The organism is Mesorhizobium sp. STM 4661, assembly GCF_000359125.1.
Lineage (GTDB): Bacteria > Pseudomonadota > Alphaproteobacteria > Rhizobiales > Rhizobiaceae > Mesorhizobium.
The window spans coordinates 109,392-124,872 of the sequence record NZ_CAAF010000004.1; the positions used below are offsets into that span (position 1 = coordinate 109,392).

At 62.6% G+C, this 15,481-nt stretch carries 16 protein-coding genes and 1 pseudogene; 14 read left to right on the plus strand and 3 right to left on the minus strand.

Annotated features, from left to right (window positions below; translation table 11 throughout):
* The first annotated feature begins 2 nt into the window (after window positions 1–2).
* The 5 genes and pseudogenes from MESS4_RS01580 to MESS4_RS31500 all read left to right on the plus strand — a co-directional run bounded on the left by MESS4_RS01580 (window position 3) and on the right by MESS4_RS31500 (window position 3,917).
* Window positions 3–602 carry a DUF2585 domain-containing protein gene (locus MESS4_RS01580; protein WP_006325677.1) on the plus strand — a complete coding sequence of 200 codons (600 nt, stop codon included), beginning with the start codon at window positions 3–5 and terminating at the stop codon, window positions 600–602.
* A gap of 5 nt (window positions 603–607) precedes the next feature.
* Complete coding sequence (hslU, locus tag MESS4_RS01585; protein ID WP_036240419.1) at window positions 608–1,921, plus strand: ATP-dependent protease ATPase subunit HslU; 1,314 nt, start codon at window positions 608–610, stop codon at window positions 1,919–1,921.
* Window positions 1,922–2,239: 318 nt separating this feature from the next.
* Window positions 2,240–3,199 (plus strand): DUF1402 family protein, encoded by a 960-nt coding sequence (locus tag MESS4_RS01590; RefSeq protein WP_006325682.1) that lies wholly within the window; start codon window positions 2,240–2,242, stop codon window positions 3,197–3,199.
* A 171-nt stretch (window positions 3,200–3,370) separates the two neighbouring features.
* Window positions 3,371–3,628 (plus strand): type II toxin-antitoxin system ParD family antitoxin, encoded by a 258-nt coding sequence (locus MESS4_RS01595; protein WP_006325683.1) that lies wholly within the window; start codon window positions 3,371–3,373, stop codon window positions 3,626–3,628.
* A pseudogene (locus tag MESS4_RS31500) lies at window positions 3,629–3,917 on the plus strand (type II toxin-antitoxin system RelE/ParE family toxin).
* Between the two features lie 51 nt (window positions 3,918–3,968).
* Here MESS4_RS31500 and MESS4_RS01600 read toward each other — a convergent pair.
* From MESS4_RS01600 to MESS4_RS01610, 3 genes are all read right to left on the minus strand, one after another.
* Window positions 3,969–5,186: an FAD-dependent oxidoreductase gene (locus tag MESS4_RS01600; protein WP_244441038.1), complete on the minus strand. Its 1,218-nt coding sequence runs from the start codon at window positions 5,184–5,186 to the stop codon at window positions 3,969–3,971.
* Between the two features lie 17 nt (window positions 5,187–5,203).
* A complete protein-coding gene (locus tag MESS4_RS01605; protein WP_006325687.1) occupies window positions 5,204–5,518 on the minus strand; it encodes a MocE family 2Fe-2S type ferredoxin in 315 nt (104 codons plus the stop codon).
* 69 nt (window positions 5,519–5,587) lie between these two features.
* Window positions 5,588–6,697 (minus strand): fatty acid desaturase family protein, encoded by a 1,110-nt coding sequence (locus MESS4_RS01610; protein ID WP_006325688.1) that lies wholly within the window; start codon window positions 6,695–6,697, stop codon window positions 5,588–5,590.
* A 174-nt stretch (window positions 6,698–6,871) separates the two neighbouring features.
* On the opposite strand from MESS4_RS01610, the gene MESS4_RS01615 reads away from it, so the two are divergent.
* The 9 genes from MESS4_RS01615 (at window position 6,872) to MESS4_RS01655 (ending at window position 15,481) form a co-directional block, all read left to right on the plus strand.
* The gene (locus MESS4_RS01615; RefSeq protein WP_006325690.1) at window positions 6,872–7,903 is read left to right on the plus strand and encodes a LacI family DNA-binding transcriptional regulator; all 1,032 of its coding nucleotides are present in this window, start codon (window positions 6,872–6,874) and stop codon (window positions 7,901–7,903) included.
* Between the two features lie 360 nt (window positions 7,904–8,263).
* The gene (locus MESS4_RS01620) at window positions 8,264–9,205 is read left to right on the plus strand and encodes a sugar ABC transporter substrate-binding protein (RefSeq protein ID WP_006325692.1); all 942 of its coding nucleotides are present in this window, start codon (window positions 8,264–8,266) and stop codon (window positions 9,203–9,205) included.
* A gap of 211 nt (window positions 9,206–9,416) precedes the next feature.
* Entirely contained in the window at window positions 9,417–10,493 is a 1,077-nt protein-coding gene (locus tag MESS4_RS01625; RefSeq protein WP_006325693.1) for an ABC transporter permease, read from the plus strand.
* A gap of 2 nt (window positions 10,494–10,495) precedes the next feature.
* Window positions 10,496–11,263: an ATP-binding cassette domain-containing protein gene (locus tag MESS4_RS01630; RefSeq protein ID WP_006325694.1), complete on the plus strand. Its 768-nt coding sequence runs from the start codon at window positions 10,496–10,498 to the stop codon at window positions 11,261–11,263.
* A gap of 119 nt (window positions 11,264–11,382) precedes the next feature.
* Window positions 11,383–12,384, plus strand: a complete 1,002-nt coding sequence (gene iolG, locus MESS4_RS01635) for an inositol 2-dehydrogenase (RefSeq protein WP_006325695.1) — start codon at window positions 11,383–11,385, stop codon at window positions 12,382–12,384.
* A gap of 26 nt (window positions 12,385–12,410) precedes the next feature.
* On the plus strand, window positions 12,411–13,205 hold the full coding sequence (locus MESS4_RS01640; RefSeq protein ID WP_006325696.1) for an oxidoreductase: 795 nt from the start codon (window positions 12,411–12,413) through the stop codon (window positions 13,203–13,205).
* Between the two features lie 192 nt (window positions 13,206–13,397).
* The gene (locus MESS4_RS01645; protein WP_036240456.1) at window positions 13,398–13,664 is read left to right on the plus strand and encodes a type II toxin-antitoxin system Phd/YefM family antitoxin; all 267 of its coding nucleotides are present in this window, start codon (window positions 13,398–13,400) and stop codon (window positions 13,662–13,664) included.
* Window positions 13,661–14,083 (plus strand): type II toxin-antitoxin system VapC family toxin, encoded by a 423-nt coding sequence (locus tag MESS4_RS01650; RefSeq protein WP_006325699.1) that lies wholly within the window; start codon window positions 13,661–13,663, stop codon window positions 14,081–14,083. Before MESS4_RS01645 ends, MESS4_RS01650 begins: the two co-directional genes overlap by 4 nt.
* A gap of 306 nt (window positions 14,084–14,389) precedes the next feature.
* Window positions 14,390–15,481: a 3-deoxy-7-phosphoheptulonate synthase gene (locus MESS4_RS01655; protein ID WP_006325700.1), complete on the plus strand. Its 1,092-nt coding sequence runs from the start codon at window positions 14,390–14,392 to the stop codon at window positions 15,479–15,481.

The following is a 15,481-nucleotide window of genomic DNA, read 5'->3' on the forward strand; positions in this document are numbered from 1 at the left end:
GCATGGGCACATCCGACGCCGACAAAACCCTGTCGGCCTATGAAGACAGTTGGCGAATGGGGCTTCTGCTCGTGCTGGCCCTGGTCATCTTCCAGGCCGGTGTCCTCTACGGCATGGGCCATCCGCCAATCTGCACCTGCGGCTATGTCAAGCTGTGGCATGGCGTGGTGCAGAGCTCGGAGAATTCCCAGCATATTTCCGACTGGTACACGCCCTCGCACATCATCCACGGCTTCCTGTTCTATGCGCTGGCGAAGTTTCTGTTCCCACGCTCGCCGATCGGACTTCGGCTGGCTTTCGCGGTGGCCATAGAGGGCGGCTGGGAACTGCTGGAGAACAGCCCTTTCATAATCGAGCGCTATCGCGCCGGCACGATCTCGCTGGATTACTATGGTGACAGCATCATCAATTCCGTGTCGGACACAGCGGCGATGGTGGTGGGATTTGTGATGGCGCGAAAGCTTCCTATATGGGTGATCGTCGCCCTTGCCCTCATCTTCGAATTGGGCACGGGCTACATCATCCGGGACAATCTGACACTCAACGTGATCATGCTGCTGCATCCGTTCGAGGTCATCAAGCAGTGGCAAAGTGGAATTTGAGTGATATGACAACATTCTCCCCCCGCGAGATCGTTTCGGAACTTGACCGCTTCATCATCGGCCAGAAGGACGCCAAGCGCGCCGTGGCCATCGCCTTGCGCAACCGCTGGCGCCGCCAGCAGCTCGAAGGCCAGATGCGCGAAGAGGTGATGCCGAAGAACATCCTGATGATCGGCCCGACCGGCGTCGGCAAGACCGAGATTTCGCGCCGCCTGGCGCGGCTTGCCGGGGCGCCTTTCGTCAAGGTCGAGGCGACCAAGTTCACCGAGGTCGGCTATGTCGGCCGCGATGTCGAGCAGATCATCCGCGACCTGGTCGAGATCGCCATCGGGCTGGTGCGCGAAAAGATGCGCGAGGATGTCAAGGCACGCGCGCACATCAATGCCGAGGAACGGGTGCTGGAAGCGCTTGTCGGCAAGACGGCGAGCCCGGCCACCCGCGACAATTTCCGCAAGAAGCTGCGCGACGGCGAACTCGACGACAAGGAGATCGAGATCGAGGTGGCCGATACCGGCACTGGCGGCATGCCCGGCTTCGAGATTCCCGGCATGCCGGGCGCTAATATCGGCGTGCTCAACATCAACGACATGCTGTCGAAGGCGATGGGCGGCAAGAAGACCAAGACGCGCAAGACGACGGTGAAGGAGTCCTACGCGCTTCTGGTCGGCGACGAGTCCGACAAGCTGCTCGACCAGGACGAGGTGGTGCGCAGGGCGCTCGAATCGACCGAAAACGACGGCATCGTCTTCCTCGACGAGATCGACAAGATCGCCTCGCGCGAAGGCGGCATCGGCGCCGGCGTGTCGCGCGAAGGCGTGCAGCGCGACCTCTTGCCGCTGGTCGAAGGCACCACGGTGGCGACCAAATACGGACCGGTGAAGACGGACCACATCCTGTTCATCGCATCGGGTGCGTTCCATGTCGCCAAGCCGTCGGACCTTTTGCCGGAGCTACAGGGCCGCCTGCCGATCCGCGTCGAGCTCAGGGCGCTGGAGAAGGACGATTTCGTCCGCATCCTGACCGAGACCGAGGCCAGCCTGATCAAGCAGTATATCGCGCTGATGAAGACCGAGGGGGTCGACCTCGTCTTCACCGACGACGCCATCGATTCGCTTGCAGGCATCGCCGTCGATCTCAACGCCAGCGTCGAGAATATCGGCGCCAGACGCCTGCAGACGGTGATGGAGCGGGTGCTGGACGAGATCTCCTACGACGCGCCGGACCGCAACGGCACGGCCGTCACCATCGACGCCGCCTATGTGGAAAAGCATGTCGGCGACTTGTCCAGAAACACAGATCTGTCGCGATTCATCCTGTAAAGGAATGCGTCGGGCGGGCTCGCAGGCGAGATTCAAAGTCTTAGAGCGTACTTTGTGCGTCCGAATGGACGCACGTCGCTCTAATGTGTGGCCAAATGGAAGCATTTGGCCAGCTTTTGCCCTGTAGGGCGAAGGGGCTCTCGACTCCCCCTCCAGCTTTACCTAGTTTGCCCGGCGACTACGGCGCTGCGTCGATTGGACGAACGAAGGACGCTGTAGCACATGATTTGGCGCATGATCCCCAGCGAAAATCGATTCTGATAGTCGCTGAAGCGGACCTTTGGTTCGGAGTCATGCGCTGTTACAGGGCGGCGGCGCATGAAAAAACTGATCCTCGTCATTCTCGGACTGACGCTGGCGGCAGCCATGTTCGGCGCGCAAGCGGCCACTTTGGTGCCGCCGGGAAACCGCAACGCCGAGCAGCCCGACATACCGGGCGCCTCCAGCCGGCGCACCCAGGCCACCAACACCACCTTCCAGGCAAAGTACCGCAAGGTCTATGCGCTGCTCCAGAACGATGCCGGGCTTCGCGGCAAGATCCGCCAAGCGGCGGCGGCCTATGGCATCGACCCAATGCACATCGTCGGCGCCATCGTCGGCGAGCATACCTACAATGTCGATGCCTACGACCGGCTGCAGACCTATTACGTCAAGGCGATCTCCTATCTCTCAAGCAAGCTGGCCTTCGCCTATGACGGCGAGGACATCACCGATTTCGTGCAACGGCCGCAATTCCAGAAATGCGCCGGCGAATCGGACAGTTACGATCTGTGGGAATGCCGCGAGCAAGTGTGGAACCGCGCGTTTCGTGGAAAAACCGTCGGGGGGACAAGCTTTCCCAACGACCGTTTCGGCGCCACCTTCTTCCAGCCTTACTATGCCGGCCAGACCTTCGGACTCGGCCAGCTCAACCCGCTGACCGCGCTGCAGATGAGCGATCTCGTGCATCAGGTTTCCGGCTTGCCGAAGCTCGACGTCGGCGATCCGAACGCGGTCTACAAGACGATCATGGATCCGGATCTCACTCTGCTCTATGTCGCGGCGACGATCAAGAAATCGATCGATGCCTATAAGGACATTGCCGGCTTCGACATATCGGGCAATCCCGGCATTACAGCGACGCTCTACAATGTCGGCAATCCCGAGCAGCGCGCCTATGCGTTAAAGGTCGAGAACAGCAAGCGCCGCGCCGCTGGCGAACCGGAGAAGCTGCCGGAGGAAAATTACTACGGCTGGCTGGTGAACGACAAACTGCCGGAATTGAAGGCGCTGTTTTAGACGTGTGCGGGAGGAGCGCTCCCCAGGCTCGCCCATCGCTTGATTACCCAATCCCGCCGGCAGGCAGGGGGCGCGGCAACCCATTGCTGCAGATTTGGCCATTCCTGCAGATTTGGCTTGGCCGACTTATCATAAATTGATAAAATCCGATAACTCGAAGGAGTCCAGCCTATGCCATCAAGTTACAACATTGGCTCTCGCTACGAGACCTTGGTGCGCGAGCTGGTCGGGAGCGGCCGCTATGCCAGCGCCAGCGAAGTTCTGCGCGATAGCTTGCGCCTGCTCGAGGAACGTGAAGCGCAGCGGAAGGCCAAGCTTGCCGCGCTTCGTGAGGACATCCGGGCCGGTGTCGAGAGCGGCCCCGGTGTTCCGGCCGACGAGATTTTTGACAGGTTGGAGGCCAAATATAGCGGCGAAAACCGCAAATAAATGGCGGTCATATTCGCGCCTGCTGCCGCGCAGGATATTGAGGAAATTGGCGACTATATTCACGCCGAAAACCCTGTAGCCGCGATGCGCTTCATAACGGCCCTCAGAGCACGTTGCCGACGCACCACGCGGTGGCGCTCTCCGTCCTGCCCTATGGTCTGGTCTGCGCTCCATTGCTTTCCAGCGCTATGTGATTTTCTACACTGCTGAAGGCGCCACCATACGCATCGAGCGAATTTTGCATGGCGCCCGCGACATCGAGGCTATTTTTGACGAAGGAGATAACTGATGGTCGGATCACCGCCGTCCACCAGATCTCGTCGGTCGTCGCGCCTGCAGCTCAGGCCGCCAGCAGCGACTTCAGCTTGACCGTTTGCGAACCGAGCGCTTCAGGCGCCGGCTTTGCCCGCCTCGCGATCAGCATTTCGGCCAGCCTGATATCGCGGGCGACCGCATTGCCCGGGCCGATGCCGCTTGCCGCGACCAGCCTTCCGTCCTCGGCCAGATGGAACAGGATGAAGGCGCCGTCGTCGAGATCGCGCCGCACGGTGGAGCGGCCTTCATCCGAAAGCCCTGATATCTGCAAGGTGAGGCCATACTGATCCGACCAGAACCACGGCACCGCCGCGTGGGCCTCGCCGGCGCCGAGCATGTTCCTCGCCGCCAGCGCGCCCTGCTCCTGCGCGTTGCGCCAGGCCTCCAGCCGCACGCGCCGGCCGCCATAGACAGCAAGCGGAAACGAGCAGCAATCGCCGGCGGCAAAGATGTCCGGGGCACTGGTGCGCAGTTCGGCGTCGACAGCAATGCCGTTATCGATCGCCAGCTCCGCTTCGGCTGCGAGTGCTGTCACCGGCACGGCGCCGATGCCGATCACCGCGAGGTCGGCGACGATGACGCGCCCGCCAACGAGCGCGATGCGCACCTCGCCGCCGTCGTCGGCGATTGTCGCGATGCCTTCGCCGCACAGGATGTTCACGCCTTCGGCCTCATGCGCCTGATGGATGACCTCGGCGATCTCGGCCGGCACGCCGCGCATCAGGATGCGCGGCTGCGCCTCGATGACGGTGACTGAGGCGCCCAATTTGCGCGCCGCGGCGGCGAGTTCGAGGCCGATGAAGCCGCCGCCGACAATGGCGATGCGCTTTCCAGCGCCGAGATGGGCGCGAATGGCCAGCGCGTCATTGAAGGTCCTGAGATAGACGCAACGCGGCCCGAGGCCCGGCATTGGCAGTCTGCGCGGCAGGGAGCCGGTGGCCAGCAGCAGCTTGTCGTAGGGCAGGGTCGAGCCGTCCGACAGGCGCACGCTGCGCGCGGCGCGGTCGATGGCGACGGCCTGGACCGAATGGATATGCCGGATCGAGCGTTCGGCCAACATCTCATCGCTGGCGATCGCCTTGATCGCGGGCGCCTCGCCGGTCATCGCCTCCTTCGACAGCGGCGGCCGCTCATAGGGCAGATGCGGCTCGTCGCCGATCAGCGTTACCGGTCCGTCGAAGCTGAGATCACGCAGCGTGAGCGCCGCCCGTCCGCCGCATTCGCCGGCGCCGATGATGACCATTCCCGCCTGCACGACCATCACCCGACCTGAATGAGGATTTTGCCGGCATCGACCTTGACCGGGTATGTCCTGAGGTTGACGCAGACCGGCGCACCCCTGGCCGCGCCGGTCTTGTAATTGAAGCGGCCATTGTGCTTGGGGCACTCGATGATGTCGTCCATGACCAGCCCGTCGGCCAGATGCACCTTCTCGTGCGAGCAAAGACCATCCGTGGCGAAATATTCGTCGTCGGGACTGCGATAGATGGCGAAGGTGCGGCCGCCATGGTCGAACCGCATCACGTCCTCTTCGTCGATGTCTCCGGCCTCACAAGCCTCGACCCAGTCGCTCATCGGTCCTCCCGGTAGAATTTTTTGTCGGTCAATTTGCCAGCCTGATCAGTTTTGTCTGGCGGGCGCGTGTCATTCGGCTGCAGCCGCGACGGCAGCGTTGTCGTTATGAAGTTCCTCGCGATAGGGTTTTGCCGTCGGCGGCAGATCGCGCCTGAGGAAATAATCCTCGTTGCGAAGCTGGCGCAGGAAGACAGGTATCATTTCGCGATAGCCGGCCAGGATCGATCGCGTCGGCGCCGGCAGGTCATGCTTGATCATCTCATGCAGCCGGGGCAGCGCGTGATAGGGCACCATAGGGAACATGTGATGCTCCACATGGTAGTTCATGTTCCAGTAGATGAACCGGCTGATTGGATTCATGTATACGGTGCGGCTGTTGAGGCGATGGTCGGTGACATTGTCGGCAAGGCCGCCATGCTGCAGCAGGCCGACCATCACATGGTGCCAGGCGCCGTAGAGCCTGGGCAGCCCGACCAGCATCAGCGGCAGGAACGAGCCCGTATAGAGCGCCAGCGCGATGGTCGCGGCATAGATCGCCGTCCAGATGCGGGCGACGAAAATCGCTCTGGGCTGTTCCTGCTCGGGGATGAAGGTCTTTTCCGCCGGGCTGATGATGCCGGCCGCGTTGCGCAGCATGTCGCTCATCGCATGCCAGGCATCGAGGATGCCGACGAAGGCCAGGACAAGGCGCACGAGATCCGGCGGCCGCATGACCGAGATCTCCGGGTCGCGGCCGACGATGATGGTGTCGGTGTGGTGGCGGGTATGGCTCCAGCGCCAGGTCACCGGGTTGCGCATGATCATGAAGCAGGCGATCTGATAGACCGCGTCGTTCATCCACTGGGTCCGGAAAGCGGTGCCGTGGCCGCATTCGTGCCAGCGCGAGTCGGTCGAAGAGCCGTAGAGCACGCCATAGACGAAGAAGAACGGCACGCACCACCACGTGCCCCAGAACCAGGCAGCACCGGCGCCGCTCAGGATCAGCGCGGCGAGCCAGATGATGGTGTCGCGGATCGCCGGCCCGTCGGAGCGCTGCATGAGCTCCTTCATCTGCTTGCGCGGGATGTCGGTATGATACCACTCGGCCGCCGCCAGCCCGTTGTCGACGGCGAGCTTGGCGTCGCGGCCGATCAGGCTGTAGTCGCGCCGGGACGGTGCCGCGTCCAACGTTGCGTTCATGGGAATGCCTCCACCAGCGCCCTGCGATCCGCCCCGGCCAATGACCACGCCGGGGTCGCAAGCGTCGCAGCCTAGAAATAACGCCAAGCCATGATAGGCTCAATATCATAAAGATGGTTTCTATCATTTCCCATCAGAATGATGTAAATTGCTTTGGCAAGCGGAGAGACAGCCATGGCAAGACGGCCGACCATCACCGATCTGGCGCGCACCTCCGGCGTCAGCGTCGCCACCGTCGACCGGGTGCTGAACAACCGCCTGCCGGTGCGCGAGGAAACCGCGCGCCGCGTCTATGAGGCCGCCACCGGCATCGGCTACCACGCCGCCGGGCTGATCAAGCAGCGCATGCGCCAGGAATTGCCGGAGTATCGCCTCGGCTTTCTGCTCTTGAGGGGCAATGATGTTTTCTACAGCGATTTCGCGCGGGAGCTCGAACTGGCGGTCTCGCAATCGCAGCGCTTTCGCGGCGTGGCAACAATCGACTTCGCCAGTTCGCTGGCCCCCGACGAGATCGCCGCCCAGATGCGCAAGCTGGCGGCGAAATCCAGGGCCGTCGCCCTTGTCGGCCCGGACCATCCGACGCTGACAGCGGCCGTGGAGGCGCTGAAGGCAAGGGGGCAACCGGTCTTCTCCCTGCTGTCCGACTTTGCCGCCGGCATCCGCGAAGGTTATGTCGGCCTCGACAACCGCAAGGTCGGTCGCACCGCGGCCTGGATGATCGCCAGGGCGGCGAGGAAGCCCGGCAAGGTCGCCCTTTTTGTCGGCAGCCATCGCTTCCATGGCCATGAGCTGCGCGAGATCGGCTTTCGCTCCTTCTTCCGTGAACACGCGCCGGAATTCACCGTGCTGGAAACACTGGTCAACCTCGAAGCCAACCATGTCACCCATGATGCGATGATCGATCTTCTGGCGCGGTACCCGGATCTTGCAGGCTGTTACGTCGCCGGCGGCGGCATGGAAGGCGCGGTCTCGGCGCTCAGGGCAGCGAGGCCCGTAAACATGCCAGTGGTCGTCTGCAACGAAATCAACGCCGAATCGCGCGCTGCCCTGGCGGACAACATCCTGACCATGGTGATTTCGACGCCGCTGGCAGCGCTGTGCCGCGAGCTTGTCGGGTTGATGGCGCATGCCATCGAGGCGGGCGCCGCCAATGCGCCGGGTCAGACCTTCCTGCCCTTCGACATCTATCTGCCGGAAAACATCTAGGTTCAGATAGACATCCAGGCTCAGACTGGGCGCCGCGACGCGTCGGCAATGATGTGAACCATCAGCCTGATGGATTCTTGCATAGGTCTGCCGGTCCGAAAACCGCACCCTCTGAAAAATCCGGCATCCCGCTTCGGAATCTCCTTGACGCCCTTGCGCGAAATGGAATAAATATTTCACTGACTAGGCATTTTGGTTCTTTCGTTCCGGAACATCTGTTTCAAACAGAGGGCTTGGCGTTCCAGCCAGCGCGAAAAACGCCATCCGGAGCAGAGAAGCAAGCGGGAGAGATTCCCCGGGAGAGCGGGGATTCCGGGTAGATCGGTGCAGCCGGACACCAATCATGTGGAGGAGAATAAAATGAAAAAACTGCTTTTGGGCGTCGCCATCTCGGCGCTGATGAGTTCGTCCGCCTTCGCCGCCAAGGTTGGCGTGTCGATGGCAAAGTTCGACGACAATTTTCTGACCGTGCTGCGCAACGGCATGATCGAGCAGGCCAAGGGCATGGACGGCGTCGAGCTGCAGGTCGAGGACGCGCAGAACGACGTCGCCAAGCAGCTTGACCAGATCAAGAACTTCGTCGCCTCGGGCGTCGACGCGATCATCGTCAATCCGGTCGACACTTCGGCCACCCAGGCGATGTCGGATGCCGCCGCAGCGGCCAAGGTTCCGCTGGTCTATGTCAACCGCGAGCCGGTCAATGTCGACACGCTGCCGGAGAGCCAGGCTTTCGTCGCCTCGAACGAGGCCGATTCCGGAACGCTCGAGACCAAGGAAGTCTGCCGCCTGTTCACGGAAGCCGGCAAGAAGGAAGCCAATGTCTATGTGATCATGGGCGAGCTTTCGAACCAGGCCGCGGTGATGCGCACCAAGGACATTGACGACGTGATCGCCACGCCGGAATGCAGCTTCATCAAGATCATCGACAAGCAGACGTCGAACTGGAACCGTGACGAGGCCCAGAACCTGATGACCAACTGGCTGTCGACCGGCAAGCCGTTCGACGGCGTGATCGCCAACAATGACGAAAGCGCCATCGGCGCCATCCAGGCCATGAAGGCCGCCAATATCGACATGAAGTCGGTCGTCGTCGGCGGCGTCGACGCCACCCAGGACGCGCTGGCGGCGATGCAGGCGGGCGACCTCGACGCGACCGTGTTCCAGGATGCGGCCGGCCAGGGCGCCGGGGCTCTCGACGCCGCGCTGAAGCTTTCCAAGGGCGAGAAGGTCGAGCGCAAGGTCTATATCCCGTTCCAATTGGTCACGCCTGCGAACATCGACAAGTTCCTGAAGAAGAACTGAGCGCTTCGATAGGGGGCGGCGCATCAAACCAAAGAAGCCGCGCCGCTCCTCCTTTCCTCCCGCCCCGGCGGGCGGAAGGATGAATGCGATTAGAGCGACGTGTGTCCATTTGGACGCACAAAACTACGCTCTAAAACTTTGAGATTGCGCATCGTGCTTTCCGAAAATCGATTGCGATTTTCGGGCCGATGCGGTCGGAGGAAGCAAGACCTTGGCACAGACATCTCATGGCGTCGGCGGGCTCAGCTATGATGCGAAGAAGCGCGATTGGCCTGCCGAATTCAACGTTTTCCTGGCGCTCATCGTCCTCGTCGGCGCTTTCGAACTGATCGGCCGGGTCTTTCTTGGTGACAGTTTCCTGTTCAACACCCGTGACAATGTCGATGCGATCTTCAACGAGGCGCGCCTGCAGATCATCATCCTGCAGGTGTCGATCGTCGGCATCATCGCCATCGGCGTGACGCAGGTGATCATCACCGGCGGCATCGATCTGTCCTCGGGTTCGATTGTCGGCGCAACGGCCATGATCGCCATGAGTTTCGCCCAGGTGGCGACGGTCAACGGCAACCCTAACCCCAAGGCGATGTTCCTGGCGCAGGGCTGGACCGACCTGCCTGTCATCGTGCCGCTGGTCGTCGCGATCGGCTGCGGCCTGCTGGCCGGCCTGGTCAACGGCTCGTTGATCGCCTACACGCGCATTCCGCCCTTCATCGCCACGCTCGGCATGATGGTCACCGCGCGCGGCATCGCCAAATGGTGGTCCAAGGGACAGCCGATCTCGTTTCCCACCGACAGTTTCGCGGCCATCGGCAAGGGCCTGATGCCGGTCATCATCTTCATCTCACTGGCGATATTGTTCCAGCTGATCCTGAGCTACACCAAATACGGCAAGCACTGTTACGCCATCGGCTCCAATGAGGACGCCGCGCGCATGTCCGGCATCAACGTCAAGAATCACAAGATCCTCGTCTACTCCATTGCCGGCATCCTCGCCGCGCTCGCCGCCGTGGTGCTGAGCTCCAAGAACCTCACCGCCCAGGCCGGCATGGGCGTGATGTACGAACTCGATGCGATCGCCATGGCGGTCATTGGCGGCGTCTCGCTGTCGGGTGGCCGCGGCTCGATCATCGGCACGGTGATCGGCTCGCTGATCTTCGGCGTCATCATCTCCGGCTTCACCTTCCTGCGCCTCGACGCCTACTACCAGGAGATGGTCAAGGGCGTGATCATCGTCGGCGCGGTCGTTCTCGATCAATGGCGTCAACGCCGGCGAGCCATAGGAGCCTGACCATGTCGGACATCGTCCTGAAGACCGAAAACCTGACCAAGCGCTATGGCGGCGTGCATGCGTTGGAAGGCGCGAATTTCGAGCTGCTCAAGGGCGAGCATGTCGCCATCATGGGCGACAACGGCGCCGGCAAATCGACCTTTGTGCGCCAGATCACCGGCGTCGAGCAGCGCACCGATGGGAAGGTCTGGTTCGACGGCAAGGAAGTGAACTTCGCCGGCCCGATCGAGGCGCGCGAGGCCGGCATCGAGACCGTGTTCCAGAACCTGGCGCTCGCCGACGATCTCGACGTGCCGTCGAACCTGTTCCTCGGCCGCGAGAAGGTGTTGTTCAACCTCGGCCCGTTCTCGATCCTCGACCGCAAGGCCATGCGCAAGGCGACCGAGGCGGCGCTGGTCCGCACCGCGGTCAAGATTCCCAACCTCAACAATACGATCCGCCACATGTCGGGCGGCCAGCGCCAGTGCGTGGCGATCGCCAGGACCGCGACCTTCGCGTCCAAGCTGATCATCATGGACGAGCCGACGGCAGCACTCGGCGTGCAGGAGACGGCGCAGGTCGAAAACATCATCCGCACGCTGAAGGACAATGGCGAACCGCTGATCCTGATCAGCCACAACATGCGCCAGGTGTTCGACCTGGTCGACCGCATAGTCGTCTTCCGGCGCGGCCGCATCGTCGCCAATTTGCGCAAGCAGGACACCGACGGAAACGACATCGTCTCCTACATAACCGGCTCCAAGACCGGGGAGGCGGAACTTGCCGCGTAGCGACAGGTGCCGGGTCAGCGGACCGTCGGCGTCCGTCGACCTGCCGCGATCATAAAACCCTGTGCCTCGCCCCGATTGGGCGGGATACATTTCTTAAAACCATCCTCAAGGAAATCCCCATGCCTCTTCGCTTCGCTCTTCTCGGTGCCGGTCGTATCGGCAAGGTCCATGCCCGCGCCGTCGGTTCCAATCCCCAAGCCAAATTGGTTGCCGTGGCTGACGCCTTCGAGAAAGCGGCGAGCGACCTTGCGTCGGCCTATGGCGCCGAGGTGCGCAGCATCGAAGCCATCGAGAAGGCCGGGGATATCGACGCGGTCGTGATCTGCACGCCGACCGACACACATGCCGACCTGATCGAGCGCTTCGCCAAGGCAGGCAAGGCGATCTTCTGCGAGAAGCCGATCGACCTCAATGTGAAGCGCGTCGAAAAATGCCTGGCCGTGGTCGACAAGGCCAAGGCCACCTTGATGGTCGGCTTCAACCGCCGCTTCGACCCGCATTTCGCCGCCGTGCGCAAGGCGATCGACGACGGCGCCATCGGCACCGTCGAGATGGTGACCATCACCTCGCGCGATCCCGGCCCGCCGCCACTCGACTATATCAGCCGCTCGGGCGGTATCTTCCGCGACATGACCATCCATGACTTCGACATGGCGCGCTTCCTGCTCGGCGAGGAGCCGGTGGCGGTCAGCGCCCATGCCTCGGTGCTGGTCGACAAGAAGATTGGCGAGGCCGGCGATTTCGACAGCGTCAGCGTCATCCTTGAGACCGTATCGGGCAAGCAGTGCATCATCTCCAATTCGCGCCGCGCCACCTATGGCTATGACCAGCGCATCGAGGTGCATGGCTCGAAAGGCATGATCGCCGCCGAGAATCAGCGGCCGGTGTCGATCGAACTGGCCAATGAGAAGGGCTATACCCGCCCGCCGTTGCATGACTTTTTCATGACCCGCTATCTCGACGCCTACGCCAACGAGATTGCTGCCTTCATCGCTGCGGCGACATCGGGCAAGAAGGCCGCGCCGAGCGGCGCGGACGGCCTCGTCGCGTTGCGGCTGGCTGACGCCGCGCTGAAATCGGCCACGTCAGGCAAGACAGTGCGCCTCGACAAGGCCGGCTGAACCGAGATCGGACAAGGAGCATAGCCATGAGCGATTCATCTGGTCGCAATCTTGAGACGCGCGCCATCGTCACCGGCGGCGCGCAAGGCATCGGCTTCGCCGTCGCCGCGGCATTGGCCGACGAGGGCTGCCGCGCGCTGGCGCTGGTCGGCCGCTCGCAGGAGAAGGGGGACAAGGCCGTTGCCGCTCTGAAGAAAGGTGGCGTCGACGCCATCTTCATCAGTGCCGACGTCGCCAAAGTGGCCGACTGCAAGCGCGCCGTCGACACGGCGATCGCTCATTTCGGCACCGTCAATGCGCTGGTCAATGCGGCGGCCACCTCGGCGCGCGGGTCGCTGGTGGAGACGAGCGAAGAGCTTTTCGACACGATCTTCGCGACCAATGTGCGCGGTCCCTTCTTCCTGATGCAGGGCGTGGTGGCGCATCTGCTCGGACGCAAGGCGCCGGGCTCGATCGTCAATGTGCTGTCGATGTCGGCGCATTGCGGCCAGTCGTTCCTGACGCCCTATTCGACCAGCAAGGGTGCGCTGATGACGCTGACCAAGAATGTCGCCAATGCCTATCGCGGCAATCGCATTCGCTGCAATGCGGTGCTGCCAGGCTGGATGGACACCGAGGGCGAGGCGATCGTGCAGAAGAAATGGCACGATGCGCCTGACGACTGGCTGGAAAAGGCCGAGGCCGCGCAGCCGATGGGCCAGTTGGTGAAGCCGGACCAGCTTGCCCGGCTGATCAGCTACATGGTCAGTCCGCAGTCCGGCGTCATGACCGGGTCGCTGGTCGATTATGACCAGAACATCGCAGGATCGTCGCCGGAGTAGCATCAACGGAGCAGCCTCTCGTCCAGAACCAGCTCGGCCATGCGTCGGCCGAGAAGACCCGAAAATATCAGCGCCGGCGTGAACGGTTCCAGACCAAAGTACCCAGGGCTCTGAAAGCCCTCTCCTTCCCTGTTGCCGCCACCTCGCCATTCCCATATAGTCAAGATAGTCAGAATGGTCCTGGAGGCTGAGATGCAGTCTGCGCCTAAAGAGGGTACCAACTGGACGGTCGCCGGGGCAAAAGCCCGGCTCTCGGAGGTTATCGAGCGCGCGCAGTCTTCGCCGCAGACGATCACCAGAAACGGCAAACCAAGCGTGGTTGTCGTCTCGGCCGAGGAATGGCAGCGCAAGACCGCGCGCAAGGGTACGCTTGCGGAGTTCCTGATGGAGTCGCCGATGCGCGGCGCCGATCTCAACCTTGAGCGTCAGCGCGACGAACCTCGTGATCTGCCGCTGTGAGGCTACTGCTCGATACGAATGTCCTGTCCGAGGTGACAAGGCCGGCGCCGGACGCACGCGTTCTGGGCTGGCTGGACGGGCTTGATGAGGACCGCTCATTCATCAGCGTCGTGTCGATCGCCGAGATCCGGCGCGGCGTCGCCCTCATGGATGAGGGCCGGAAACGCGAGGCACTGGCCGAATGGCTCGCTCAGGACCTGCCGCAACGCTTCGAGCAGAGGGTTCTTCCGGTGGACGAACCGGTTGCCTTGGCCTGGGGCGACCTGATGGGCCTTGCGAAGCGCCGCGGTCGCGGTCTGTCGTCGATGGATGGCCTGATTGCAGCCACGGCGATTGCGCAGGAGCTCACCTTGGCAACGCGTAATACGAAGGATTTCGAAGGCTTTGGATTTGAACTCTTCGATCCCTGGACTGCGTGAACCGCCCGGAACTGCATGTTGAGCCTCGCAAGCGACCCGAGACGAGGAGGGATGCGTTTGCTCTCATACCGCTGGATTCGGAGCCTGAGTAGCCTAATCAGACGCGTGACAAGTGCCGCGGCTTCGGCTATAGGACGCGCATGATCAACCCGACCGCCTCGTTTTGGTACTTTAGCCACTTTAGCTCGCTGGCGGCGGGAGGATTGCGCTCGATCTGAAGATTGCAGCATCAAAATCCGAACAGCCGCCAGACCTGGCGGCTTTTTTGTTTCAGCCGGCAGGTCTCCCAATCAGGAGCAGAAAGCCGTGTTGACCACCACAGACGACCTTCGAGTCAAGGAAATAAGGGAATTGAGTACGCCGGACCAGGTGATGCGGGAAATACCGCGCACGCTGACGGCGACGCGCACCGTTACCGCATCACGCAACGCGATCCATGCCGTGCTGACCGGCACAGATGACCGGCTGGTGGTCATCGTCGGCCCCTGTTCGATCCACGACCCGGTCGCAGCCGTCGACTATGCCAGCCGGCTGGCGGCGCTGCGCGAGAACCTGTCGGATCGGCTGGAGATCGTGATGCGCGTCTACTTCGAGAAGCCGCGCACGACGGTCGGCTGGAAGGGCCTGATCAACGATCCCGACCTCGACGGCAGCTTCAACATCGACAAGGGACTGCGGATGGCGCGCAACGTGCTCTCCGCCGTCAACAATCTCGGCCTTCCGGCGGCGACCGAATTCCTCGACATGGCCACTCCGCAATACATCGCCGACCTCGTCGCCTGGGGTGCGATCGGCGCGCGCACGACCGAGAGCCAGATCCATCGCGAGCTCGCATCGGGACTGTCCTGCCCGGTCGGCTTCAAGAACGGCACAGACGGCAATTTGCGGATCGCCGCCGAGGCGGTGAAATCGGCCGCCCAACCGCATCATTTCATGGCGGTGACGAAGGGCGGACGCAGCGCCATCGCGACGACCACCGGCAACGAAGACTGCCACGTCATCCTGCGCGGCGGCATCCAGCCCAATTATGACGCGGCGAGCATCGCGGCAGCCAGCGCGGAGCTCGGGCGGATCGGCGTCGCGTCGCGGCTGATGATCGATGTCAGCCACGCCAACAGCTCGAAGAAGCCGGAGAACCAGCCAAAGGTGGCCGCCGACGTGGCGGGCCAGGTCGCGACAGGCGACGAGCGCATCATCGGCGTCATGATCGAGAGCAACCTTGTCGCCGGCCGCCAGGATGTCGTGCCCGGCAAGCCGCTCGTCCATGGCCAGAGCATCACCGATGGCTGCATCGACTGGGCGACCACCGAGGCGGTGCTGCACGGCCTTGCCGACGCCGTCGAGCAGCGTCGGTCGGCGCGGAACGCCATGGCCGCCAGCCGTCCGGGAGCGGCCTGA